Origin of the sequence: Nonomuraea zeae (assembly GCF_005889725.1) — a bacterium.
GTDB classification, from domain to species: domain Bacteria; phylum Actinomycetota; class Actinomycetes; order Streptosporangiales; family Streptosporangiaceae; genus Nonomuraea; species Nonomuraea zeae.
In genome coordinates, this window is sequence record NZ_VCKX01000028.1 from 1 (window position 1) to 23661 (window position 23661).

The following is a 23661-nucleotide window of genomic DNA, read 5'->3' on the forward strand; positions in this document are numbered from 1 at the left end:
GGCCCGGTTCGACCTGGTGGCCGACGACCTCCGCGCGGCCCTGGCGTGGGCGGCCGACCAGCCGGAGCAGCGCGCGGGCGCGTACGATCTCGCCCGGCGCCTGGCGGAGCTGACCTTCACCCGCAACCTGACCGGCGAGTCCCAGCGGCGCTACGAGCAGGCGGCCGCGCTCGCGATGGAGCCCGCGGGCACCGCGTCGATGCTCCGGCAGGCCGCGGCCGTGGCCTGCTGCCGGACGGTCGGTGATGACATGCACCGCCTGCGCCGCGCGGCCGCGGACGCCGCCCGCGCCGCCGGCGACACCGCAGGCGCCGCCGCCGACCTGGCGACCGCCGCCACCAACGCCTACCGGTTCTCGGCCACGTTCCTGCGGGTGCCGCCCGCGGATGAGGCGCTCGCGCTGATCACCGAGGCGCGGGAGCTGGCCGGCGACGACCAGGCCGCGCAGGCGGCGGTGGCGCTGGCCGAGGCCGCGGTGCTAGCCGACGCGTTCGGCGCCGCCCAGGGCCCGCCAGACAACGCCGTGCCGGACACCGTCGAGCGCGCCGAGCGGGCGGTCGAGCTCGCCGGCCGCGCCGGCGACCCGCTCGCCGAGTCGGCCGCTCTCGACGCGCTGACCTGCGCGCAGAGCTGGGCCGGCGACACGTTCGCCACCGCGGACCTGTCCCGGCGCCGGATCGCCCTCCTGTCGTCCGCGCCCGTCTCGCCGGCCGTCACCCAGGAGCTGATCGACGCGCTCGGCATGGTCACCGAGGCCGGTCTCGGCGCGGGGGACGTGCCGGGCGCCCGCCGATGGGCCCGGCAACTGGCCGCCCATCCGTCGCTGGCGGAGGTCGGCCACCAGGCCACGTGCCGGCTGCTGGTGGTCGGAGCGCTGGCGGTCGACGTGGAGGAGGTGCTCACCGGCAGCGTCCGGTTCCTCGACGCGTGGCGGCGGGCGGGCAGCCCGGCCCGGTCGTTCCTCTGCCCGGCGGTGGCCGGTGTGGCGATGATCCACGGCCTGCGCGCCGACCATGACGCCCGGGGCGAATGGCAGGAGGTCCTCGACCAGCTCGGCAACCCGCCGGAACGTACGTACGGCTACGGAGCGATCTTCGACGCGATGCTCTTCCTGCACCAGGGGCGGGCACCGGAGGCGCTGGAGCGGATGGCCCCCGCGCCCGGGCAGGTGTGGAAGTGGGTCACCTGGATCTGGCTCCACTGGTACGTCGCGTTGCGGGCCGAGGCCGCCGTGCTCGCCGGGAGCCCCGACGCCCGCGACCACCTGGCCGAGGCCCGGACCATCGTGGCCGGCAACCCGGTCGCCACCGCCATGGTGGACCGGGCCGGAGCCCTGCTCGACGGGGACCAGGAGGCGCTGCTCGCCACGGCGGACGCCTTCGACGCCGCCGGCTGCCGCTACCAGGCCGCACGGACCATGGTGCTCGCCGGCGGCGACCACGCCGAGCGCGGCGCGACCGCGCTGGCCGGCCTCGGCCTCGCCCCGATGGTGACCGCGACGATGCCGGGATGATGACCGCGACGATGCCGGGATGATGACCGCGACGATGCCGGGATGATGACCGCGACGATGCCGGGATCTCTCCGGCGACGATGCCGGGATGATGACGGGATGATGCCATGATGACGACCTCGGAGCAGGCGCGGCGCCGGCCGGGCCGCGCCGGGGCTCAGGACGTCGCGGCGGTCCTGATCTGATCGGCCAGCGGCGACAGCGACGCCAGCGGCAGCTCCCGATGCGTCCACGCCTGCTTGAGATCCTCGGGGGTGTAGCGGGGCAGCAGGTGCAGGTGGAAGTGGAACACGGTCTGCCAGGCCGTGGGTCCGGTGGCGTGCCAGATGTTCATCCCGCCCGGTTCCAGCGCGCGCCGCAGCAGGGCGGCCGCGTGCACGGCGCTCCGCATCAGCAGGCCGGCGCGGTCCGGGCCGATGTCGGTCAGGTCGCGGCAGTGCTCGCGGGGGACGACCAGGGTGTGGCCGCGGGTCGCCTGCGAGATGTCGAGGAAGGCGACCGCGTGCTCGTCGGAGTAGACGATCTCCGCCGGGATCTCTCCGGCGACGATGCCGCAAAACGTACAGGTACCGGTCATGGCCGCCTTTCCTCCAGTTGATCAAGCAGCAGCCTAGCGGCGCCGGATCGGGCGAGCGGGAGCGGGTTCCACGCGTCCAGGGAGCCCCCGCTGGATCCGGCGGGGGCCTGCGGCGCGGGCGAGGGCTCAGGCGTCGCCGGCGTTGTAGACCTCCTTGCCGTTCACCCAGGTCGCGGTGGGCTCGATGCCGCCGATGGCGGTGACGGCGACGGCCGTCGGGTCGGCCGAGAGCAGGACGAAGTCGGCGGCCTTGCCCGGCTCGATCGAGCCGATGGCGTCCTCCAGGCCGATCGAGTGGGCGGCCCACGTCGTGTACATGCGCAGGGCCTCTTCGGCGGTGACCGCCTCCTGCTCGTCGAGCAGTTCCCCGCCGGAGGCCCGGCGCTCCACCGCCGCCTGCATGGCGGGGAACGGGTTGTGCTGCTGGGCGGTGATCCCGATCGCGTCGGAGTTGCCCGGCACCGGCAGCCCGGAGTCGATCAGCGTGCGGAACGGCATGACCGTGCCGATGCGCTCGGAGCCGAGGTGATCGACGTACCCGACGGCGGTGGTGAGCAGGAACGCCGGCTGCGGGACGGGGACGATCCGCGCCTCCGACATCCGCCTGATCCGCTTGTCGGTCATGAACATGTTGCCCGCGTGCTCGATGCGGTGCCTGATCACGCCTCGCCGGTGCGCGGGCAGCGCCTCGACGGCGGCGATGGCCTGGTCGAGCGCGCGGTCACCGATGGCGTGCATGGCGATCTGGATGCCGTTGTCGTCGGCGAGCGCGACCAGGCGGCAGACCTCCTCGTCGGTGTAGGCCAGCTCGCCCCGGTACCCCGGCCGCTGGGGGTAGTCCTCGTGCAGCGCCGCCGCGCCCGCGGTGAGGCCGCCGTCCAGGAAGATCTTGACGCCGCCCAGCGCCAGGCGTTCGCGGTCGATGCCGGCGAACCGCTCCTTGAGCGCGCCGGAGCGTACGTCATCCCTGCTCAGCACGGTGGGGAGCTTGGGGTAGGCGACGGCGCGCAGGCGCAGGTCCCCGCTGCCGGCGTTCTGGATGAGCGCGGCCAGGGCGTGGGTGTGCAACTGGATGTCGCCCACGGCGGTGACGCCGACGGCCGAGTACCGCCGTTCGGCCTTCCGCATGGCGGCGGCCAGCACGTCGACCGGCGCCTGCGGGCCGTTGAGCGGCGCGAACATGTCGTAGGTCCGGCCCGTGGCCACACCGGCCTCGTCGCGCTCGATGCGCCCGCCGGGCGCGTCCGGGGTGTCGTCGTCCACGCCCAGCAGTTCCAGCGCCAGGGAGTTGAAGACGTTGATGTGGTAGCTGGCCCGGTAGATGACCGGGTGCCTGGTGCTCACCCGGTCCAGGTCGTGGCGGTCGGGATAGATGCCCTCGGCCAGCTTCAGGTGCTGGTAGTGCTCGCCCTGGCCGAGGATCCACTCGTTCTCCGGGACCTCGCGCGCGGCCTCCTCCAGCACCGCGACGATGTCGCGCACCGACCCGACCCTGGTCGAGCGCACGTCCACGGCGACCTCCCAGGCATAGGCGAGCATCTCCAGGTGGGAGTGCGCGTCGATGAGGCCGGGCACCACGGCCGCTCCGCCGGCGTCCAGGACGCGGGTACGCTCGCCGGCCGCGGCGAGGATCTCCTGGTCCGCGCCCACCGCGATGAAGCGCCCGTCGCGGATGGCGAACGCGCCGGCGATCGTGCCGTCGCGGTCCATCGTGATCACGCGGGCGTTCACCACGCAGGTGTCGGCTTCTGCGGTCATGCTGACTTCTCCTCTGGGGTCCGGTGAAATGTCGGGCTTCATAGGGCTACCTGGATCGTCTTCAGCTCCAGGAACTCCTCCACGCCCGCGCGTCCGCGCTCGCGGCCGAGGCCGCTGGCCTTCATGCCGCCGAAGGGGAGCTGCGGCTCGCTGGTCAGCGCGCAGTTCACGCCGACCGATCCGGCCTTCAGCCGCCGCGCGACGCGCAACCCGCGGTCGCGGTCGCCGGTGAAGACGTAGGCGGCCAGGCCGTACTCGGTGCTGTTGGCCAGCTCGACGGCCTCGGCCTCGTCCCGGCAGGTCACCACGGCCAGCACCGGGCCGAACAGCTCCTCGCCGAGCACGGCGGGCTCCCGCGCGGCGGGCGCGGCGATGACGGCGGGCTCCACGAAGGCGCTGACGGCGTTCTCCTCCAGGCGCCGGCCTCCGGTGACCAGCTCGGCGCCCTGGGACACGGCCGTGTCGATCTGCCGCTCGATGCGCTCGACGGCGTCCAGGTCGATGAGCGGGCCGAGGTCGGTGCCCTCCTGCCGCGGGTGGCCGGTGGTGAGCGCCCGTACGGCCGTACGCAGCTCGGCCAGCAGGGCACCGGCGACGCCGTCCACCACGTAGACGCGGTTGGCGGCCACGCACGCCTGCCCGGCGTTGAGATAGCGGGCCTGGACGAGCTGGCGCGCGGTGTCCGCGACGTCGGCGTCCTCCAGGACCACGACGGGAGAGTTGCCGCCCAGTTCGAGCAGCACGCGCTTGATCGAGGCGGCGGCCCCGCGCATAAGGAGCTCGCCGATCGCCCGCGACCCGGTGAAGCTGACGCAGTCCACCCGCTCATCGCGCAGGAAGACCTCGCCGGCGGTGGCCGGGTCACTGGTGGGGACCACGTTGAGCACGCCGGGCGGCAGCCCCGCGTCGTGCAGGACCCGTGCGATGAACAGGGCGGTCAGCGGGGTCTGCTCGGCCGGCTTGAGCACGACCGCGCAGCCGGCGGCCAGGGCCGCACCCGCCTTGCAGGCCACCATGAACGCCGGGAAGTTCCACGGGGTGATCGCCGCCACGACACCCACCGGCTCGGCCACGACGACCGCGTCGCGGGTGGGGGTGATCTCCGGCCAGGCCTGGCCGGGCAGGCGCAGCGTCTCGTGGCTGAACCACTCGAAGAAGCGGACCGTGTTGGCCGCCTCGCCGAGCGCCTCTCTGGTGGGCTTGCCGGTCTCGGCCGAGATCAGCTCGGCCAGCTCGGGCACCTGGCGGCGCAGCGCGTCGGCGCCGTCCCTGAGCACCTCGTACCGCCGCCACGCGGGCGTGCCCGACCAGCCCTTCAGCGCCGTGTGCGCGGACTCCACCGCGGCCAGGACGTCCCGGCGGGTGGCGTCGGCGACCTCGGCCAGCACCTGGCCGGTGGCCGGATCGTGCACGGGGAAGTGCCGCTCGCCCTCGGCCGGACGCGCCTGGCCGCCGATGAGCAGCTCGTGCTCCTTGGTCATGTCTCAGTTCTCCAGTGTCGGGTCGAAGGCGTGCAGGAAGAGGGCGAAGGCGATCGCGCGCTCGTGTACGTAGCGCCCGCTGGGCTTGTCGACGCCGTGGCCTCCGTGCCGGTCGACGCTCAGCAGGATCGGGCGGTCCGGATCAGCGCGGGCCTCGCGCAGGGCCTGGACGAACGCCAGCGCGTGCATCGGGTGCACGCGGGTGTCGTGCAGCCCGGTCGTGACCAGGACGGCGGGGAAGCGGGCCCGCTCGGGCACGTTGTGCAGCGGCGAGTAGGCCGTGATCCACTCGCGGTCGGCCGGGTCGTCGGGGTCGCCGAAGTCCGACATCCACAGCCGGGCGATGGAGAAGCGGTGGTAGGCGAGCATGTCGGTCATCGGCACGGCGGCGTGCACCGCCGCGAACAGCTCGGGGCGCTGCACGACGGCCGCGCAGGCCAGCAGCCCGCCGTTGGAGCTGCCCCACAGCGCCAGCCTGGCCGGATCGCAGGCGCCGCGGGAGATCAGCGATTCGGCGACGTCGTACAGGTCGTCGAAGACGCGCTGCCGCCCGGACCGGGTGCCCTCCTGGTGCCAGGCGTCGCCGCGCTCCCTGCCGCCGCGTATCCCGGCGATGACGTAGCGATGCCCCAGGTCCACCCAGGCGCGGCCGACCTCGGAGTAGGCCGCGGTGCTCGACAGGCCGAAGCCTCCGTAGGCGTGCAGCAGGGTCGGCAGCGGGGTGCCGGGCGGCAGGTCAGGGGGCTCCAGGACGATCATCGGGATCTCCCGGCCGTCGCCGGCGGTCGCGTGGGCCCGGCGTACGGTGATCGGCGGCTCGTCCTGCTCCCAGGCGGCCAGCTCGTACACCTGATCCCCCGTGACGTCCCAACCGGCCAGGTACGGGCTGCGCGCCGGGGTGGACCAGGAGAAGACGGCCGTGGCGGGGGCGAGATGCCGCACCACCCGGTTGCGCATGACGGACTGCCCCGGCGTCGGGAACAGCCCGGCGACGTGGCCGGCGCCGGGCAGCGGCGCCAGGCGCAGGGGCCGGTCCGCGCGCAGGTCCAGGTAGCCGACCTGCGAGCTCATGTCGCGTTCGCCGACCACGAACAGCGAGTCGTCGCTGACCGAGACGTCGTCGATGACCAGGTCGCTCTCCGGGACGAGCACCTGCCACCCGCGCGCGGGATCGACCCGCACCACCTGCCCGTACGGCGCGCCGACGCTGGTGGCGCCGATGATGGCGCCCGACTCGGTGAAGTGCAGGCGGCTCTTGCCCTCGCCGTCGGAGACCAGGCAGGTCCGCTCGCCCGTACGCAGGTCGGCCAGGTGCACCTCGGTGCCCGACCAGCCGAGCGAGACGTGCACCAGGAGCCGGTCGCCGCCGGGTGAGAGCTCCACGTCGGGCCAGTCCAGGCTGTCCTCGGAGGCGGCCGCCCAGGTCAGCGGATCCTGATCCTGCGGGGTCCCGAGCAGGTGCAGCCGGATCTGCCGGCCGTAGTGCCGGTTGCCCGGATAGTGGCTGTAGAAGAAGCCGCCCCCGTCGGGGAGCCAGGCCAGGCCGGCGTGCCGGACGCCGTGCAGGCGGTCCGGGAGCACCTGGCCGGTGCGCAGGTCGAGGACGGAGGCCACCGACTGCTCCGAGCCGCCGTGCGACAGGCCGAAGGCCAGCAGCGCGCCGTCCGCGCTGGGGTAGAACCAGTCGACGGCGGCCGGGCCCGCGCCCGTGGCGTGCTGCGCCGGGTCGAGGACCACCCGGGTCCGGTCCGCCAGGACGCGGCCGGCACGTGTCTCCCGGCGTACGACGACGCGGAGGCCGGCGCCGGGCAGGCGGTCGAGGGTGAAGATCCACCGCCCGCGCACCTGCGGCGCGCCCAGCGCGCCGCGCCCCACGGCCGCGCTCAGCGCCTGCTCGGCCCGCGCGCGCAGGGGCCGTAGGTCCGGGCGGTCGAGATAGGACTCCAGCTCCGTCTCCCGCGCGGCCAGCCACCGCCGGGTCCCCGAGGACTCCAGATCCGCCGCGTCGAAGGTCATGGCTGCCCCAGCCAGCACCAGTCCTCGCTCCACGGCAGCCGCGAGAGCTGGCGGGCGGGGCCGTCGGGCTGCACGACGAAGGTGTCGGAGAAGTTGACGCCGAAACCGCCCGCCGGGTCGTACAGGCCGGGCTCGACCGAGAAGCACATGCCCGGCTCCAGCACGGTCGTCTCGCCCAGGGAGATGTAGGGCGGCTGGTGGCCCTCCATGCCCTGCCCGTGCGAGGGGCGGGTGGCGACGTACTCCTGGACGCCCGCGGCGATCTGGAAACGGTGGACGTCCTGCGCGACCTCCCCTCCGGTCCGGCCGGCCCGCAGCGCGTCCTTCAGCAGGAGGCAGGTGTCACGTGTCACCGTCCACAGCTCGGCCTCGAACGGGGTCGGAGGGCGCAGCAGGTAGGGGCGGTAGAGCTCGCCGCCGCAGCCGCCGATCTGGATGATCCCGGAGATCTGGATGGTGCGGCTGTCCTGGATGACGGCGTAGCGGGCCTGGTTCGGGTGGGGGTAGCCCGTCACGGCGCCCGCGCGGACCCAGCCGAGGTCGACGTTGATGCCGACGGTGGTGTGCGGGGCACGGCCGGGGCCGTGGTCGGCCATGATGCGGTCGGTGATCCAGCCGGTCATCTCGAGCCGGAGCCTGGAGTCGGTCAGGCCGGGCTCCCGCTGGAGCAGGCGGTCGCGCGCCCAGGCGTGGACCTCGTCGAAGTAGCGGTAGGCGCGGGTGGCCAGCGCCAGCTCCTCGGGCGTCTTGGACATCCGCTGACGCAGGCACACCGTCCCCACGTGCGCGGGCTGGGCCACGCCGTGGACGCGCAGCGCGGACTCGGGCAGGGCGGTGTCGGTGGCCAGGCGTCCCAGGTGGCCGCGCCGGGCCAGGTGGTCCACCAGCCACTGCCACGGCGGCACGCCCGGCGCCGCGACGGCCACGCCGGCCCGCGGTGAGCCGTGCGGGGAGTCGGGCACGTCGAAGTAGCTCTCGCCGTCCCCGTACCACCACGTCGTGACCAGCTCGTGGTCCAGGTACGGGTAGAACCAGACGGGCGGGCCGCCGTCGGCCGGGAGCACGACGGCCAGGAGGCGCTCGGTGGTCAGCGCCCACAGGCCGGTGTAGTAGACGATGTTCCACGGGTCCACCAGGAGCACGTCGGTCCGCCGGTCGGGGTCCACGGCCGACAGCAGTGCGGCGGCCCTGCCCTTGCTCCACTCCAGCGGGAGCCGGAACCCGTCGGCGGGTGCGTACCCCTCGGGTTCGAGCAGCAGCTCGCCGGATGCGGGGGAGCGCGGGGCGTCTCCCGCCGTCTCACGCATCGGCGGTGGCCATCGTCGCCTCGTCCGCCGCTGACGGGCCGCCCGGCGCGCCGGGCTCGCGGGGGAAGACGTGCACGTCGTCCAGCTCCCAGCGGACCCCGACCCGGTCGCCGGGGACGCCGGAGAAGGCGTGCGCGCTGTTCTGGACGCTGGCCCAGAGCGCGCCCACCCCGTCGATCCGCACGTTGTACTGGGTCATCGCCCCCAGCGCCACCACGTCGGCGATGACGCCGTCGAACCCGGGACCGTCGGGCTGCCCGGCCCCCTCCGCCTCGGCGACCAGCCGCAGCCGCTCGGGCCTGATCGTCAGGTCGGCCGGGGTGCCGGCGGGCGCGCCGGTCCGCTTGATCGGCATGGTCGCGCCGCCGTCCAGGGAAGCGCGTCCGGGTCCCGCGATGCGGGCCGGGAGCGTGTTGTTGTCGCCGAGGAAGTTCGACACGAACAGGCTGGCCGGCGAGTCGTACAGCTCCTTGGGCGCCCCCAGCTGCACGATGTGCCCGCCGTTCATGATCGCCACGCGGTCGGACAGGGCCATGGCCTCGTCCTGGTCGTGGGTGACGTACACGATGGGGATGCCCAGCCGGTGGTGCAGCCCGCGCAGCTCGCCCTGCAGCCGCGCGCGCAGGCGCCGGTCCAGCGCGCCCAGCGGCTCGTCCATGAGCAGGAGGTCCGGCTCGTAGACGATCGCCCTGGCGATGGCGACCCGCTGCTGCTGCCCGCCGGACAGGGTGGCGGCGTTGCGGTCGCGGAAGGGCGCGAGATCGACCTGCTCCAGCACCTCGGCGACCCTTCGCTCGATGTCCCGGGCGGACAGGGAGCGCATGTGCAGCGGGAACGCGACGTTCTCCGCGACCGTCATGTGCGGGAAGAGCGCGTAGTTCTGGAAGACCAGCCCGATGTTGCGCTTCTCGGCGCGCACCCGTGCCACGTCCTGGCCGTTGATGATGATCCGGCCCGCGGTGGGCGCCTCGAAGCCGGCCACCAGCCTCAGGCCGGTGGTCTTCCCCGAGCCGGACGGCCCCAGCAGCGAGAAGAACTCACCCTGCCTGACGTCCAGCTCGGGCACGTCGAGCACGCGCACGCCGTCGTAGTCCTTGGTCACCTCGCGCATCGACAGGCTGAACTCGCTCACGCCGCATTCCTTTCCGTCGCGGTTCCCGGGGACGTACGGCGTCTGAGCCGTTTGGTTACCTGCCAGGCGACGGCCCCGACGCTCACGACCGCCATGAACAGCACGGCGGTGACGCCGACGGTGGGGTCGGTCTGCAGCGCCAGCGCCTCGAAGATCCGGCTGGGCAGCGTCTGCACGTCGATGCCGGACAGGAAGATCGCGATGGTCGACTCGTCGAAGGACGTCACGAAGGTCAGGAACAGCGCGGCCAGCACCTGCCCGGCCAGCAACGGCAGCAGGATCCGCCGCAGCGTCCGCAGCCGCGAGGCGCCCAGGCTCGCCGCCGCGTTCTCGTAGTCGGGGTTGATCGCCTGCACGCCGGCGAACCCGATGATGAACGCCTGCGGCAACGTGATCGCGATGTGGGACAGGACGAAGCCGGCCTCGGTGTCGATGAGCCCGACGCGCAGGAAGGAGATGAAGAACGCGGCGGCCGCCACCACCGCGGGAAAGAGCACCGGCAGCAGCAGGTAGGGCAGCGACAGGGCGCGCACCACCTTGGACCTGGCCCGCCCGATGCCGATGGCGGCCAGGATGCCCAGCCCGGTCGCGCAGACGGCGCTGAGCACGCCGACCAGGACGCTCACCCCCAGCGGACGCAGCCAGCCGGCGGTGAACATGTTGGCCCACCACTGGGTGGAGTAGGAGTTCGGCGGGAAGACCAGCGCCCTGGTGCCCGCGAAGGAGATCGGGATCGCCAGGAGCTGCGGCAGCAGGACCAGGATCGCCAGCACGGTCGCGACGGCGGGGACGATGCCGGGCACGTAGCTGATCCGCGAGCGGTCCAGCAGCCGCGCGGCCAGGCCGGTCACGCTGCGGCGGGCGTAGCGGCCCGAGCCGCCGCGCCGGGGCCGGCCCGGCTCGGCGGGCCCGGCTGGCGCCGCGCTCATGAGCTGCGGGGCGACCACGTTCTGGATCTTCTGCCGGGTCAGCAGCGTGAACAGGACGAGCACGGCCATGATCGCGACGCTCAGCATCACCGACGCGGCGGCGCCGGAGGCGGTGTCGCCCTCCTGGCTCACCGCGCCGTAGACGAAGGAGCCCGCCATGCCGGCCGCGTTCCCGCCGAGGAGCTGCGGCACCGCGAAGCTGCCCGCGCTGTAGACCAGGGCCAGCACGAACGCCACCTGCAGCCCCGGCCGGGTCGCCGGCAAGAAGATCCGCGCGAAGGCCTCGGCCGGTCCCGCGCCCAGGCTGCGCGCGGCCAGGAGCCTGTTGACGTCCACCTTCTCGATGACCGGCACCAGGACCAGCACCACGATCGGGATCTCCGAGTGCACCAGCCCGACGATGACGGCGAAGGAGTTGAACAGCAGATCGGCGCGGTCCAGCCCGATGGCCACCAGCACGTTGTTGACGATGCCCTCGGTGCCCAGCAGCACCTGGATCGCGAACACCCGGATCAGCACCGAGGTCAGGTACGGCGCCACGACGCAGATGAACAGGAACGCGCGGAACAGTCCTCTGGAGCGGGCGATCGTGAGCGCGATGGGGAACCCGATGAGCACGCACAGGACCGCCGACACCAGCGACAGCACCGCGGTGTTCCTGAGCACCGCGAGGAAGCCGGGATCCCCCAGCAGCCCGGTGTAGGCGCCCAGGCCGGATTCCTCGTTCACGACGCTCCTGACCAGGAGCATCGCCATCGGGACGACATAGACGATGGTGATGAACAGCACCGCGGGCAGGGCGAGTGCTCCCCATCCCCTCGGCTGCGCGGAGTCCGTGCGTCGCATCGTTACGAGTTGATCCAGGTCTGCCACCGCTTGACGACCTCGTCGTAGTGCTGGGCCCACCAGGTGCCGTCGACGTAGAAGGAGTCCTTGTTGGTCTCCTCGGTGCCGGGCAGGTCGGCGCGCTGCTCGGGGGTGAGCTTGTCCAGCACGGACTTGACCGTCGGCGTGTAGCGCAGGGAGTCCAGGATCGCCTGCTGCGACTCGGCCGAGAGCGAGCGCTGGATCACCTCCAGGGCCTTGCCGGGGTTGGCCGCGTTCTTGGAGATCGTCAGCGACTGGACGCTGACGGGCGCGCCGGTCCAGTTGTACTTGACGCTCGCGCCGCCCTTCTGCAGGTCCAGCAGCCGGCCGAGGGTGTACAGGCCGGCGACGACGTTGCCCTGGGCGATGGCCGTGTCGGCCTGGTTGATGAAGATCGAGTTGGACTTGATCTTGTCAAGCCACTGGAAGGCGCGGTCGACGTCGAGCGGGTACAGCTTGTCCTTCGGCACGCCCGAGGCCAGCAGCGCCACCTCCAGGGTGCCGATGGGACGGTCGGGGAAGGACCGCTTGCCCGGGTACTTGGCGAGGTCCCAGACGTCGGCCCAGGTGCTGGGGCCGCCGTCGGGGAAGGTCTTGGTGTTCCAGTAGAGGTTGCGGGAGAACTGGTACCACGGGACGCTGTACTCGTTGATCAGCGACTGGTCGGCCACGTCGGTGACGTCCAGCTTGCTCTTGTCCAGCGGCTTGAGCATCCCCTTGGACATGAACTGCGCCAGGGTCGCGGTCTCGGTGTCGACGACGTCGGGGCTCTGGCGTCCCGACTTGATGATCTCGTTGAGCTGGGTGACGTTGGAGCCGTTCTTGTCGATCTTGACCTCGACGCCGGCCTTGGCGGCGTACGGGTCGAACAGCGCCTTCTTCACCGACAGTTCGTAGGTGCCGCCGAAGCCGGAGTACCACAGGGCGTCACCGCCGCCGTCCGAGCCGCAGCCGGCGAGGGTGAGGCCGCAGGCCAGCGCGGTGGCGACGGCGACCGTGGAGGTGCGGGAACGGCGGAGAGCGGTTCTCATTGACATGGGAAGATCCATTCGTGCTGGCCGCCGTCATCCGGCGAAGTAGTCCTCATCGCTGACCTCGCCCCGCCAGTCGACGGCGCCGAAGTGAACGATGAACTGGGTGAGCATCCCCTTGTCCGTGGCGCCGTGCCAGTGCTCGGCGCCCGGCTCGGTCCACACCACGTCACCGGGGCCGACGGTGACGCGTTCCTGGCCGCGTTCGCGGATCCAGCCCTCGCCCGCCACCGTGTACAGCAGCTGGCCGCCCTCGTGGGTGTGCCAGTGCGTACGCGAGCAGGGCGAGAAGAAGATGTTGATGGCGCGCGTCTGGCCTTCGGCCAGCACGATGTCGGACCACACCGTTCCCGTGGTGGTCTCCGAGCGCAAACCCGAGGACCGGTCTCCCGGGATGCCACGTCCGATGAGCACTGCTGACTCCTAGTTAGTTGATCGTGCCGGCGCCGGCCTGTTCCGCCCAGGACCGGGGCCGGGCGGCGTCGGCCAGCATCCGCTGGGAGGCGTTGTAGCCGGTGACGCCGCTCATGAAATTGCCCGGCCAGGTCCCCACGCCGCACAGGTAGAGCCCCTGCACGGGAGTGCGGTGGTCGGCGCATCCCGGCATGGGCCGGGAGTCGAAGATCTGCCCGGGCACGATGTCGCCGTGCGCGCCGTTGCCCTCGGCCAGCGCGAACTCCCGCTCCAGGTCGAGCGGGGTGTAGACGTGGAAGTCGTGCAGGATGTCCGACAGGTTCGGCACGTGCTCCTCCAGCGTGGAGATGACGGCCTTGCCCAGGTCCGCCCGCTGCTCGTCCCAGGTGCCGGCGGCCAGGTGGTACGGGATGCCGCGGACGCTGAGGCTCACGAAGTGGCACCCGGGCGGGGTCAGTGACGGGTCCAGGGCGGAGGAGATGATCCCCGAGATGGTGGGGCGTTCGGTCCACCGGCCCATCACGGCCTCGTTGTAGGCGTGCTGCAGCACGTCGATGCTGGGGGCGACGCGGAAGTTGGTGGCCAGGAACAGCCGGTTGTCCTCCTCCGAGGCCGCGGCGGCGAAGCGCGGCGTGCCCTTCAGCGCCAGGTGCACCTTGGCCGAGGAGCCCTTCATGTTGATGCGCTCGGCCTGGGCGTAGACGTCCTCGCCGAGCTCGGCCGGGGTGAGCATGCGGGTGAGCGTCAGCTTGGGGTTGGCGTTGGACAGCACCCGGCCGGCGCGGAACTCGCGCCCGTCGGCCAGCGCGACCCCCGTCGCCCGGCCGTCCTTCACCAGGATCCTGGCCACCTCGACCCCGGTCAGGATCCGCACGCCGCGCGCCCTGTCGGACTCCGCCATGGCCTGGGTGATGGCGCCGATGCCGCCCAGCGGGGCGGCGTTCTTCATCATCAGCTCGTTCTCGTCGTGGGTGCCCACGCGCTTCATGGACTGCTCCCACAGGGGGCGCTGCAGCAGCAGGTAGCCCGAGCCCGGGGTGCGGGGCCCGACGAAGTTCGTGGCGACGGCCGTACCGGCGAAGAAGGCCTGCAGCTCGGGTGAGCGGAGGTATCGCTCGATGATGTCGGCGACGCTGCCGAACATGACCGACTCGAAGGCCTCCTGCTCGTACGGCGTGCGGAAGCGCGCGGCGACGGCGGCCAGGCTGGGCGGCGGCTCGTAGAAGGAGACGTCCATCGTGCGCGCCAGGGAGGAGAAGAACTCCAGCAGCCCGTAGTAGCCCTCGCTGTCGGCGGGGCCGCGGGCGAACCTGGCGATCTCGGCGCGGCGGCGCTCCCTGTCCGGCCAGGGGGCCAGCGCCCGGCCGTCGTCGAACATGGTCAGCGAGCCCAGCTCGGGCCGGGTGAACCGCAGCCCGAACCGTTCCAGCTCCATGTCGGCGATGATCCTGGGGTCCAGGCTGTGGCTGGAGTTGGCGACGCTGCTTCCCCGATAGCCGGGGAAGATCTCCTCGGTCACACACGTGCCGCCGACCATGTCGCGGCGCTCCAGCATGAGCACCGACCAGCCCGCCCGCGCCAGGTAGTGGGCGGCGACCAGCCCGCTGTGCCCTGTGCCGATGACGATGGCGTCGAAGACCTGGGGGTCGTTCATCGTGGGTACGCGCTCAGCCGAGCGGGCGGATGGATCGGGAGGTGATGCGCCAGCCGCCGGCCTCCAGGCGAACGGTGTCGCGGTACTCCGCGGCCGCCAGCACCCCGTTCTTGCGCAGGGTCAGGGCCTTGCAGACACACTCGGCGGTGCGTTCGTCGACCGGCGTCACCAGCACGTTGGTCACGTGGTGGCTGACGGCCGGGTCGGCGATCTTCTTGAAGGACGCGATGAGCTCGTCGAGGCCGTGCGCGACCAGACGCCCCGGGTTCTCGAAGTGGACGTCCTGCGCGAAGACCGCCCCCATGGTGTCGTAGTCGTGGGAGTCGAGGATGTAGGCGACCTGCGACAGCAGATCCCGGATCCGGTCGATCTCGGCGGCCGGCATCGGTGACGGGTTGCTCACGGCTTCCTCTCGTGGGTCGCGCGGCATCAGGAGACCCCCCGTGCCGCCGCGATCGTCCGCTGGGTGATGAATGCGATGTAGTCGGGCTCGTTGCGGGTGGCGGGGACGACCGTCGCCAGCACGCCGGCCACCCGGCCGGCGATCCGCACCGGAACCGCCACCGACCAGGACTCATGCGTCGACTCGTAGGCGCTGAACGCCGAGCCCCTGGCCGCGATCTCGGCCAGCTCCGCGCGCAGGTCCTCGCGGGTGCGCGTGGTGCCGGTCGCGGTCGTGAACGTCCCGCCGGGCACGCCCAGGTCGTCGGGGCGGTCCTCGCAGAAGGCCAGCAGCGCCTTGCCCGCGGCTCCGAGGCAGGCGGGACCGCGCTCACCGGGCGCGACCACGCGCCGCACGGGCCGCCCGCACTCGGCGGACTCGATGCACAGCCGCTCGGAGCCGGCCAGGACGAAGAAGGCGACCGTCTCGTCGAGCTCGTCGCGGAGCGCCCGTACGGCCTGGCCCGCCAGGGGCCGGACGCCGGCCCAGCGGTCGGTGCGGTAGAGCAGCGCGGTCAGCGCCACCCCGGGCCCCCACAGCCCTTCGGGGCTCTGCTCGACGTAGCCCGCCATCTTCAGCGTGGCGAGCAGCCGGGACGCCGTGCTGAGGCTCACCTCGATGGCGGCGGCCATCTCGGTGAGCGTGCGGCCCTCGCCGCCCAGTGCGGACAGCAGCCCCAGGGCACGCGTGACCGCCCGGACGCCGGAGGCGCTCCCCTGGGCTGCTTCTGTCTGGCGGAAGTCGGCTTCCATGGTGAGGAATCATGAAGTAGTACGCATATGGGTGTCAAGTGGCACCTTATGCGTCTTCACCAGGCAATTTGCTCAGATCATGATCATTTACGTGTGCGGCTGGATCTCCCTCGGGAGCCGAAATACCCGATAATTCCGGCATTTACGGCACGGAGACCATAGAATGCCACGTGATGAGAATGAGGTCGTGATCGCCGAGATGGCTGGGATCAAAGTGAGGTCGCCGGGCCGACGGGTCGGTCGCCGCGCAGGGTGATGCGGTGCATGACCCGGTGGGCGGTGCCGTAGTCGCGGTTGGCGTAGTGGGCCGTCGCGCGGTTGTCCCACATGGCGACGTCGCCGGGGCTCCAGCGATGACGGATGATGTGCTCGGGCTTGGTGAGGTGCGCGTAGAGCAGGTCCAGGATGGCGCGGCTCTCGGCCTCCGAGACGCCGGCGATGTGCGAGGTGAAGCCGGGATTGACGAAGATGCCCTTGCGGCCTGTCTCGGGGTGGACGCGGACGACGGGGTGCTCCACCGGCTCCAGCCGGGTCACGACCTCGCCGTCCCAGACACTGCCCTGGCCGCCGCGGCGCTGGGCCAGGTAGTAGCCGAACTCGCGGGTGCCGTCGTGCACGGCGGTGAGCCGGTCGGCCAGCTCGCGCACCGGCGCGGACAGGGAGTCGTAGGCGAGCTGGCTGTCGGCCCAGCTCGTGTCGCCGCCGGTGGGAGGCAGGACCACGGCGCGCAGGATCGAGCCGAGCGGGGGGCGGGGCATGAAGGTGACGTCGGTGTGCCACACGTCGGCGAAGCCGTTGTCGGCGCTGTCGAGCGCGTAGATCTCCGGGTGCGCCTCGTCCACGCCGCCGACGACGGGATGGGAGGCGGTCAGCTCGCCGAGCCGCCGCCCCAGGGCGACCTGGCCGTCGTCGTCGAGGCTCTGCCCGGAGAAGAACAGCACCTTGCGGTCGACGAGCGCTGCTCGTACGGCGGCCAGGTCGTCGTCGCGGGCGGTGGCCAGGTCCAGCCCCTCGACCCGGGCGCCGAAGTGCGGTCCGAGCGGGTTGAGGGTGAGCGTGGTGGCGGTCGGCGTGGACACGTGCTCTCTCCTTCGGGGCGGTCTGAAGCGGGGCCGGGCGTCAGGCGGCGGCGGCGCGTACGGCCTGGCTGACCGTGGCGCGCAGGGCGGCGTATTCGGGCAGGGCGCGGAGCTCGTCGGGCTCCAGGCCGGTGCGTGGCAGGTGGATGTCGAGGTCGAGCGCGACCCGGCCGGGCCGCCGGGAGAGCACCACGACCCGGCTGCCGAGGAACACGGCCTCCTCGACGCTGTGGGTGACGAACACCGAAGTGCGGCCGGTCTGGGCGCTCACCAGCCGCAGGTCCTCCTGCAGCCGCTCCCGGGTGAGCGCGTCAAGGGCGGCGAACGGCTCGTCGAGCAGGAGCAGCGGGTTGTCGGCGGCCAGCGCTCTGGCGATGGCGACCCGCTGCTGCTGGCCGCCGGAGATCTGCCAGATCCGGCGGTGGGCGACGTTGCGCAGGCCGACCCGCTCCAGGAGCTCCCGGACCCGGCGGGGGCGCTCGCCGCGGGGCACGCCCGCGTAGCGCAGGGCCAGCTCCACATTGCCGCCCACGCTCTTCCACGGGAACAGCCTGGGCTGCTGGAAGACGATTCCGGCGCCCTTGCCCGGCGCGGGCCGGCCGCCGTGGGTGAGCACGGTGCCGGAGGTGGGCCGCTCGAAGCCCGCGATCAGGCGCAGCAGCGTGCTCTTGCCGCAGCCGGACGCGCCGACGATCACGAGGAACGATCCCGGCGGCACGTCGAGCGAGAGCGGCCCCAGCGCCGTCACGGCGCCGGCGCCCGTGCCGTACACGTGCTCGACCTCGTACGCGTGGACCGCGGCGGCGTCAGGGGCTGAGGACATCGGGAAGACCCTTGTTGTAGATGGCCTGCCGCACGGTCGCCAGGTCGGGCACGGCGTCGATCTTCTGCTGTTCCTTGAGGAACTGCGCGGCGCTGACCAGGTTCTGCGCCAGCGCGCCGGGATCGCTCGGGGTGCCCAGCCATTCGGGAGAGGCCAGGTCGGCGGGCTTGAGGAAGACGCCCTGGCTGAGCTGGTCCCTGGCGTCGTCCTTGGCGAGGTTCAGCTCCGCGGCCACGGCGGTGGCCGCCTCGTCGGGATTGTCGGCGATCAGCTGGAGGGCCCTGGCCTCGACCTTGCGCCAGGCGTCCACCGCCTCCGGGTGCGCCTGGATGAACGCGGTGGACACCACGCCGAGGTCCAGCGTGGGCTTGCCGGCCGTCGCCAGCTGGCGGCTGCTGATCAGCGTCTTGCCGCCCTTCTTCAGCTCCTTCAGCGTCGGCAGCCAGGTGTAGGCGGCGTCGATGTCGCCGCGGGTCCAGGACGCGAGGATGTCCTGCGGTTCGAGGTCGACGAGGGTCACCGCCGACTCCGGCAGCTTGGCCCGGCTCAGCGCGGCCAGCAGGCTGTAGTGGGCGGTGGAGGCGAAGGGCGTGGCGACCTTCTTGCCGCGCAGGTCCTCGACCTTCTCGATGCCGGCGCCGTTCCTGGCGACCAGGGCCTCGTTGTCGCCGGCCACGTCCAGCACGAACGCGACCTGGTACGGGATGTTCAGCGGCGCGGAGAGCCCGCGCGCCACCGGGCTCGACCCGATGGCGGCGATGTCGACGCTCTTGGCCACGAAGGCGGTGTTGATGCTGGCGCCGGAGTCGAACTTCGTCCATTGGACGGTGTAGCCGGGGAGCGCCTGCTCCAGCCATTTCTTGTTCTTCACGACGAGATCACCGCTGGGGAACGCCTGGTAGGCGATGCGGATGCTCTTGGCCGCCGCTCCGCCCGCGCCGGACGCGGTGCCGTTGCCGCACCCGGCCAGCAGCAGGGCGAGTACGAGGGGCAGCAGGAGTTTCACGCGCATGACGGCCTTCCTTGTCGGGGACGTGCGGTGATGGAGGGTCATGAACGGCCCCTCCAGGGAATGAGCCGTCGTTCGGCGACCCGCAGGAGGCCGTCGATGAGCAGGCCGGAGACGCCGATGGCGAACAGTCCCAGCACCACGACGTCGGTCTGCAGGTAACGCTGGGCGTCCCGGACCATGCCGCCGATGCCCGGCACGCCGTTCACGGTCTCCGCGGCGACCACGGAGGAGTAGGCGATGCCGACGGCCAGGCGTACCCCGGTGAAGATCTCCGGCAGCGCGTTGGGCAGCACCACGTCCCGGATGACGTCCCACCGCGATGCGCCCAGTGCTCTGGCCGCCTCCACCAGGTCGGCGGGCGCGCCGTGCACGGCGGTCGCGGTGGCCACGGCGACCGGCGGCAGCGCGGCGATGGCGAGCAGCCACAGCTTGGGCGTCTCATCGATCCCGAACCAGATGATGAGCAGGCTGAAGTACGCCAGGGGCGGTAGCGCCCGTACGAACGTGACCACCGGCTCGGCCACGACGCGGATCCACGGCACGGTGCCGAGGACGACGCCCAGCACCAGCCCGCCCGCCACCCCGATCGCGGACCCGATGAGGATGCGCCGCAGGCTCATCCCCAGGTGCTCGACGAGCAGGCTGCCGCTGTAGCCGCGGATGCCCTCATGTGTCGTGGACAGCCGCACGAGCTGGTCCCACACGGCGCGGGGCGCGGGCACGAACGACGGGTTGCCCGCCGCGGTGGCGGCCAGCTGCCACAGGCCGAGCAGCGCCACGACGGCGAGCACGCGCACGCCCAGCCGCCGGGCCGCCCGCCGGCGCGGCCTCGTCCCGGATCCCTCCCCGGGCGGGACGCGGGGATCGAGGTGCTCCTGAACGGGGACGGCGGCGGTGGGCGCCGGGGACGGCGAGGTCACCGCGGTCGCTCCTGGAGGGGACAGGCCGAGGTGGGTGCGTCGCGTGGGCTTGTGCGCATATGTCTCCTACCAACTTCCAGAAGCGATCAGGGACGGCGTCAGCCGGTGGCGAACCCCGAGAACAGCAGGCCGGCCAGGGCGAGGGCGACGAGCACGTTGACCACCGTGGCGGCCGCGAACACGGCGACCGGCCGCCAGCCGGCCTCGCGCAACGCCGACACCCGGAACTCCAGGCCGATGCTGACGAAGGCCAGGATGAGGAACCAGGTGCGCAGGTCGTTCGCGACGCCGATGACCGCCTTGCCTCGCCCGCGGTGACCGTGGTCAGGTACCAGGTCGCGATCACCGACGCGGCCAGGAAGCCGAGCACGAACTTCGGGAAGCGCCGCCACAACTCGGCCAGGCCGGGGCGGGGCGCGTCGGGGCGCCGCTCGATCCGGAAGGCGAACCAGGCGGTCAGCGCCAGCACCACGACGCCGATGAGCGCGTTCTGGGTGACCTTGACGATGGTGGCGATGGCCAGGGCGTCCTCGCCGACGATGGTGCCCGCGGCGGTCACCGCGGCGGTCGTGTCGATGTTGCCGCCGATCCAGGCGCCGGCCACCGCGGGGCTCAGCCCGAGGAGGGAGGCGAGCGCGGGCAGGACGAAGATGGACGGCAGCGCGAAGGCGATGACCAGGCTGGCGCTGTAGGCGAGTTGCTCGCGCTTGGCCTGCACGGCTCCGGCCGCGGCGATGGCGGCGCTGACCCCGCAGATCGACACGGCGGCCGACAGCAGGGCGCGGAGCTTGTCGTCCAGCCCGAGCTTGCCGCCGAGCCACCAGGTGAACAGGAACACCGTGCTGATCAGCACGATGCCCTGGACGATGGCGGGCCCCGCGGCCGTCACGATCAGCTTGAGGTTGATCGACGCGCCCAGCAGGACCAGCCCCGTCTTGATGAAGAACTCGGTACGGAAGCCGCCCGCCAGCCGTTCCCGTAACCCGGAGGCGGTGAGCACGGCGTTGCCGAGCAGGCCGAGGGCGATGGCGTAGACCGGGAATTCGATCGCCTTGGCCAGGGCCGAGCCCTCGAACCAGGAGGGGACCCCCTTTTCCAGGAATCTCGTGGCGGCGCCCAGGAGGAGTACGGTCAGGACGCCCAGTGCGCTCCACTGCCAGGTACGGGGACCGGCGGCGACCGGGGTGGCCATCACGGCACCAGCCCTGGCGGGATGACGCCGACGAGGACCAGGACGAGCAAGGCCAGGCCGAGGATGGTGGCGGCCCAGTCCTCGTTGAACGCGGTGCGGCTCTCGGGGGGTTCTTGCGCGCTCATGAGATGCCCCTCTGTGACGTAGGTCTCAGTTGGGAATCTTCCGCAAAAATACCCCTGAAATCAATAGGAAAAGTATGGAATTCGCGGTCGCCTGATCGCGGCCGCCGTCCCGGGAGTCATCGGGGGAGTCCGGCGAGAAGCTCTTGGGTGATGCGGTGCAGGCGGTCCGCCTCGGCGGGGTCGAAGGAGCCGGTGTCGGTGGGGACGCGCCTTCCCTCCAGGACCGCGGTGAGCCGGGCGGGCGGATCGTCGAGGTAGGGCAGGATCTGCGCCACGGCCTGTTCGGCGGTCTTGCCGGTGGCCTTCAGCAGCTCGACCTGCGCCGCCGCCACGCGGTCGTATTCGCCGGCGAAGCTCGTGGCGACGACGCCGGGGTGGTTGAGCACGTACCGGATGGGGGTGTCGCGGTGGATCCGGGTGAAGCTCACGCCGAGCAGGTCGCAGAGCTTCGCGCCGTGACCCAGCGCGCCGGTCCCCGGATAGTTCCGCCGCAGTTGCAGGTCGTCCCAGCGGACCGGGCCGGTCTGCCCGGCTCCGCCGAAGTTGAGTACGACCGGGTGCGGCGCCCGGCTCAGCGGCCCGACCAGGCCGTGGCTGAACAGGAACCTGCTGAGGTAGTAGAGCGCGAAGTTGCTCTCCAGTCCTTCGGCCGTCTCCGCGCGGGTCGATCGGTGAAAGCGCGCGCCGAGCACGAGGACGTCGATGCGGGGGTAGGTCTCGGCGATCCAGGCGAGGGCGCGCCGGCTCTCGCCGACGAGGGCGAGGTCGGCGGGCAGGAACCGGGCGCGGCCGCCGGCGGCGTCCACGAACGCCTGCCCTTTCTCGCGGTCGCGCCCGATGACGAGGACCTGGTGCCCGCGGCCGAGATAGGTGTCGGCCAGTGCCCGGCCGATGCCGTCGGTGCCGCCGGTGATGACTGCTGTGGCCATGGGTTCCGCCTCCAAGTGTTTACTTTGAGAAATCAAAGCATCTTAGCCGGCGGTGCCGCAAGCCGGTGCCCGGCCGTGCTCGGAGTCAGGGGGTGCCGGGCCGGGCCGGCATGCCGGCGAGCATGTGGGCCTGCACCCGCAGCAGGATGTCGGCGGCCCGGTCGAGCTCGGCCGGGCCGGCGCCGGAGAGGATCTCCTGGAGGAGGGCGCGCCGCGCGGAGCGCACGCGGGCGACGGTGGCGCGGCCCGCGTCGGTGATGGCGACCATGGTGACTCTGCGGTCGTCCGGGTCCGGGATCCGCTCGACGAGGTGATCGGCGCGGAGCCGGCGCAACTGCAGCGAAACGGTGGACATGTCGATGTGCAGGCACTCGGCGATGTCGGAGACGCGCATCGGCTCGGCGACGTCGAAGTGCTCCAGCAGGCGCAGCTCGCTGCCGGGCAGATCGCAGCCCGAGCGGCGCGCGACCTCGGCCTTGACGTGCCTGCTCTCGCTCCACCGGACGGCGGCGGACACTCCGACCTCCAGCCGGGCCAGTGCCGCTTGATCGGAATGACTCACCCCGCCATCGTAGGGCTCCGTCAAATACCTATTCATCGAGTAGGTTTTATGGGTAAGGTGGCGGAGAGCCGCACTCGCCCCGCGTCAGCCGTAGGAGACGCAGAAGACCAGCGCGTCCGTGTCGCCGATGTTCCTGATGCTGAGCACGCTGCCCTCCGTCACGCGCAGCGCGTCGCCCTGGCGCAGCACGAACCTGGAGGAGGAATGGACCACCCGGACATAACCGGCGGCCACGAGCAGCAGGCACGACCCGTGCCCGGCCTGCGGCGGGGTCGCGGACCCGCGCGGCGGGACGGTGACGCTCGCCATCCTGACGCCGTGCCGCGGGTCGTCGACCAGCACGCCCGGCGAGTCCGCCGGCCACGGCCGGTGGACGAACACCTCGCTCGCCGGGGTGTCGCGCAGGAGCCGGTCGAGCGGGATCCCGGTCTTCTCCGACAGCTCCAGCACGCTCTCCAGCGACAGCGCGTGCTGACCCCGCTCGGCCTGCGAGATCGCGCTGCCCGACACCCCGATGAGCGCGCCCACCTGGCTCTGGCTCCAGTGGCGGTCCTTGCGCAGGGCCCGGATGCCGCGGCCGAGCAGGGCCGCGGCCGACGTGGGACCCACCTCCAGGCGCCCGCCGGCGTCGATCTCGAAGGGCAGCAGCACGCCCCGGATCGTGCTGGGCCTGGCGTCGGCGCGATCGATGCGCAGATGGTCCTTCTCCACGGTGATGACGCACTGGGCGAGCCCGTCGGTGGGGTCCTCCTGCCCGCGCGCCAGCCAGTGGGCCACGGCCTGACCGCGGAACACCTGCCCGGCGACGTCTCTGACGAGGGCCGCCAGGTCGTCCTCGCCCGCGCCGGTGAGGTCGATCACGTAGACCGCCCGCCGGCCGGGGTCGAGGCCGAGGTCGCGGTCTTCGGCGGTGAGGCGGCCGTCGCCGGCGCGGAAGACCCGTACGTCGGGGTTCGCGGCGCGGGAGGCGTCGATCACCGCCGAGACGAAGGCGGGGTCGGGGCCGTCGGCCAGCGCCCACACGATGTTCTCGCCCCAGAGAAGCCCGTGGAACAGGTCGTCGAGGCGGCCGATGCCGAACTGGGCTGAACTCACCTGTCCAACCTTCGCCGTCGTGGATCGCCCGGACGGCGCCGCCCGGACTCG

At 72.2% G+C, this 23661-nt stretch carries 21 protein-coding genes and 2 pseudogenes; 1 reads left to right on the forward strand and 22 read right to left on the reverse strand.

Going from position 1 to position 23661, the window contains the following annotated elements:
• Nucleotides 1–1513 (forward strand): annotated as a pseudogene (locus ETD85_RS11980) (ATPase); the annotation flags it as partial.
• A 157-nt stretch (nucleotides 1514–1670) separates the two neighbouring features.
• Here the strand turns inward: ETD85_RS11980 and ETD85_RS11985 are convergent.
• The 22 genes and pseudogenes from ETD85_RS11985 to ETD85_RS12080 form a co-directional block, all read right to left on the reverse strand.
• Nucleotides 1671–2090, reverse strand: a complete 420-nt coding sequence (locus ETD85_RS11985; protein WP_138689738.1) for an HIT family protein — start codon at nucleotides 2088–2090, stop codon at nucleotides 1671–1673.
• A gap of 126 nt (nucleotides 2091–2216) precedes the next feature.
• Nucleotides 2217–3848 carry an amidohydrolase gene (locus ETD85_RS11990; protein WP_170246634.1) on the reverse strand — a complete coding sequence of 544 codons (1632 nt, stop codon included), beginning with the start codon at nucleotides 3846–3848 and terminating at the stop codon, nucleotides 2217–2219.
• Between the two features lie 38 nt (nucleotides 3849–3886).
• On the reverse strand, nucleotides 3887–5329 hold the full coding sequence (locus ETD85_RS11995) for an aldehyde dehydrogenase family protein (protein WP_138689740.1): 1443 nt from the start codon (nucleotides 5327–5329) through the stop codon (nucleotides 3887–3889).
• Between the two features lie 3 nt (nucleotides 5330–5332).
• Nucleotides 5333–7363: a prolyl oligopeptidase family serine peptidase gene (locus ETD85_RS12000; protein WP_138689741.1), complete on the reverse strand. Its 2031-nt coding sequence runs from the start codon at nucleotides 7361–7363 to the stop codon at nucleotides 5333–5335.
• Complete coding sequence (locus ETD85_RS12005; protein ID WP_138689742.1) at nucleotides 7342–8652, reverse strand: M24 family metallopeptidase; 1311 nt, start codon at nucleotides 8650–8652, stop codon at nucleotides 7342–7344. Before ETD85_RS12005 ends, ETD85_RS12000 begins: the two co-directional genes overlap by 22 nt.
• Nucleotides 8645–9784, reverse strand: coding sequence for an ABC transporter ATP-binding protein (locus tag ETD85_RS12010; protein WP_138689743.1), 1140 nt, complete (start codon nucleotides 9782–9784; stop codon nucleotides 8645–8647). Before ETD85_RS12010 ends, ETD85_RS12005 begins: the two co-directional genes overlap by 8 nt.
• Complete coding sequence (locus tag ETD85_RS12015) at nucleotides 9781–11559, reverse strand: ABC transporter permease subunit (RefSeq protein WP_138689744.1); 1779 nt, start codon at nucleotides 11557–11559, stop codon at nucleotides 9781–9783. The genes ETD85_RS12010 and ETD85_RS12015 overlap by 4 nt, the downstream gene beginning before the upstream one ends.
• A 2-nt stretch (nucleotides 11560–11561) precedes the next feature.
• Nucleotides 11562–12617 carry an extracellular solute-binding protein gene (locus ETD85_RS12020; RefSeq protein ID WP_170246635.1) on the reverse strand — a complete coding sequence of 352 codons (1056 nt, stop codon included), beginning with the start codon at nucleotides 12615–12617 and terminating at the stop codon, nucleotides 11562–11564.
• Nucleotides 12618–12644: 27 nt separating this feature from the next.
• Nucleotides 12645–13025: a cupin domain-containing protein gene (locus ETD85_RS12025; RefSeq protein WP_138689746.1), complete on the reverse strand. Its 381-nt coding sequence runs from the start codon at nucleotides 13023–13025 to the stop codon at nucleotides 12645–12647.
• A gap of 13 nt (nucleotides 13026–13038) precedes the next feature.
• Nucleotides 13039–14679 carry a phytoene desaturase family protein gene (locus tag ETD85_RS12030; RefSeq protein ID WP_138689747.1) on the reverse strand — a complete coding sequence of 547 codons (1641 nt, stop codon included), beginning with the start codon at nucleotides 14677–14679 and terminating at the stop codon, nucleotides 13039–13041.
• 13 nt (nucleotides 14680–14692) lie between these two features.
• Nucleotides 14693–15082 (reverse strand): nuclear transport factor 2 family protein, encoded by a 390-nt coding sequence (locus ETD85_RS12035; RefSeq protein ID WP_170246636.1) that lies wholly within the window; start codon nucleotides 15080–15082, stop codon nucleotides 14693–14695.
• Nucleotides 15083–15108: 26 nt separating this feature from the next.
• A complete protein-coding gene (locus tag ETD85_RS12040; protein ID WP_138689749.1) occupies nucleotides 15109–15873 on the reverse strand; it encodes an IclR family transcriptional regulator in 765 nt (254 codons plus the stop codon).
• A 209-nt stretch (nucleotides 15874–16082) separates the two neighbouring features.
• Nucleotides 16083–16952, reverse strand: a complete 870-nt coding sequence (locus ETD85_RS12045; RefSeq protein ID WP_138689750.1) for a TauD/TfdA dioxygenase family protein — start codon at nucleotides 16950–16952, stop codon at nucleotides 16083–16085.
• A 40-nt stretch (nucleotides 16953–16992) separates the two neighbouring features.
• Nucleotides 16993–17775, reverse strand: a complete 783-nt coding sequence (locus tag ETD85_RS12050; RefSeq protein ID WP_138689751.1) for an ABC transporter ATP-binding protein — start codon at nucleotides 17773–17775, stop codon at nucleotides 16993–16995.
• Nucleotides 17759–18787 (reverse strand): taurine ABC transporter substrate-binding protein, encoded by a 1029-nt coding sequence (locus ETD85_RS12055; RefSeq protein WP_138689752.1) that lies wholly within the window; start codon nucleotides 18785–18787, stop codon nucleotides 17759–17761. Before ETD85_RS12055 ends, ETD85_RS12050 begins: the two co-directional genes overlap by 17 nt.
• Before the next feature lie 38 nt (nucleotides 18788–18825).
• Nucleotides 18826–19707 carry an ABC transporter permease gene (locus ETD85_RS12060; RefSeq protein ID WP_138689753.1) on the reverse strand — a complete coding sequence of 294 codons (882 nt, stop codon included), beginning with the start codon at nucleotides 19705–19707 and terminating at the stop codon, nucleotides 18826–18828.
• 98 nt (nucleotides 19708–19805) lie between these two features.
• Nucleotides 19806–19928, reverse strand: coding sequence for a hypothetical protein (locus tag ETD85_RS66775; RefSeq protein ID WP_276617217.1), 123 nt, complete (start codon nucleotides 19926–19928; stop codon nucleotides 19806–19808).
• A gap of 158 nt (nucleotides 19929–20086) precedes the next feature.
• Nucleotides 20087–20899, reverse strand: a pseudogene (locus ETD85_RS12065) (YeiH family protein); the annotation flags it as partial.
• Complete coding sequence (locus ETD85_RS66780; protein WP_276617216.1) at nucleotides 20899–21024, reverse strand: hypothetical protein; 126 nt, start codon at nucleotides 21022–21024, stop codon at nucleotides 20899–20901. The pseudogene ETD85_RS12065 and the gene ETD85_RS66780, both read right to left, overlap by 1 nt.
• Before the next feature lie 116 nt (nucleotides 21025–21140).
• Nucleotides 21141–21953, reverse strand: a complete 813-nt coding sequence (locus tag ETD85_RS12070; RefSeq protein ID WP_138689754.1) for an SDR family NAD(P)-dependent oxidoreductase — start codon at nucleotides 21951–21953, stop codon at nucleotides 21141–21143.
• A gap of 85 nt (nucleotides 21954–22038) precedes the next feature.
• Entirely contained in the window at nucleotides 22039–22515 is a 477-nt protein-coding gene (locus tag ETD85_RS12075; protein WP_206058260.1) for a MarR family winged helix-turn-helix transcriptional regulator, read from the reverse strand.
• An 84-nt stretch (nucleotides 22516–22599) separates the two neighbouring features.
• Nucleotides 22600–23610 carry a helix-turn-helix domain-containing protein gene (locus ETD85_RS12080; protein ID WP_138689756.1) on the reverse strand — a complete coding sequence of 337 codons (1011 nt, stop codon included), beginning with the start codon at nucleotides 23608–23610 and terminating at the stop codon, nucleotides 22600–22602.
• Nucleotides 23611–23661 lie beyond the last annotated feature (51 nt).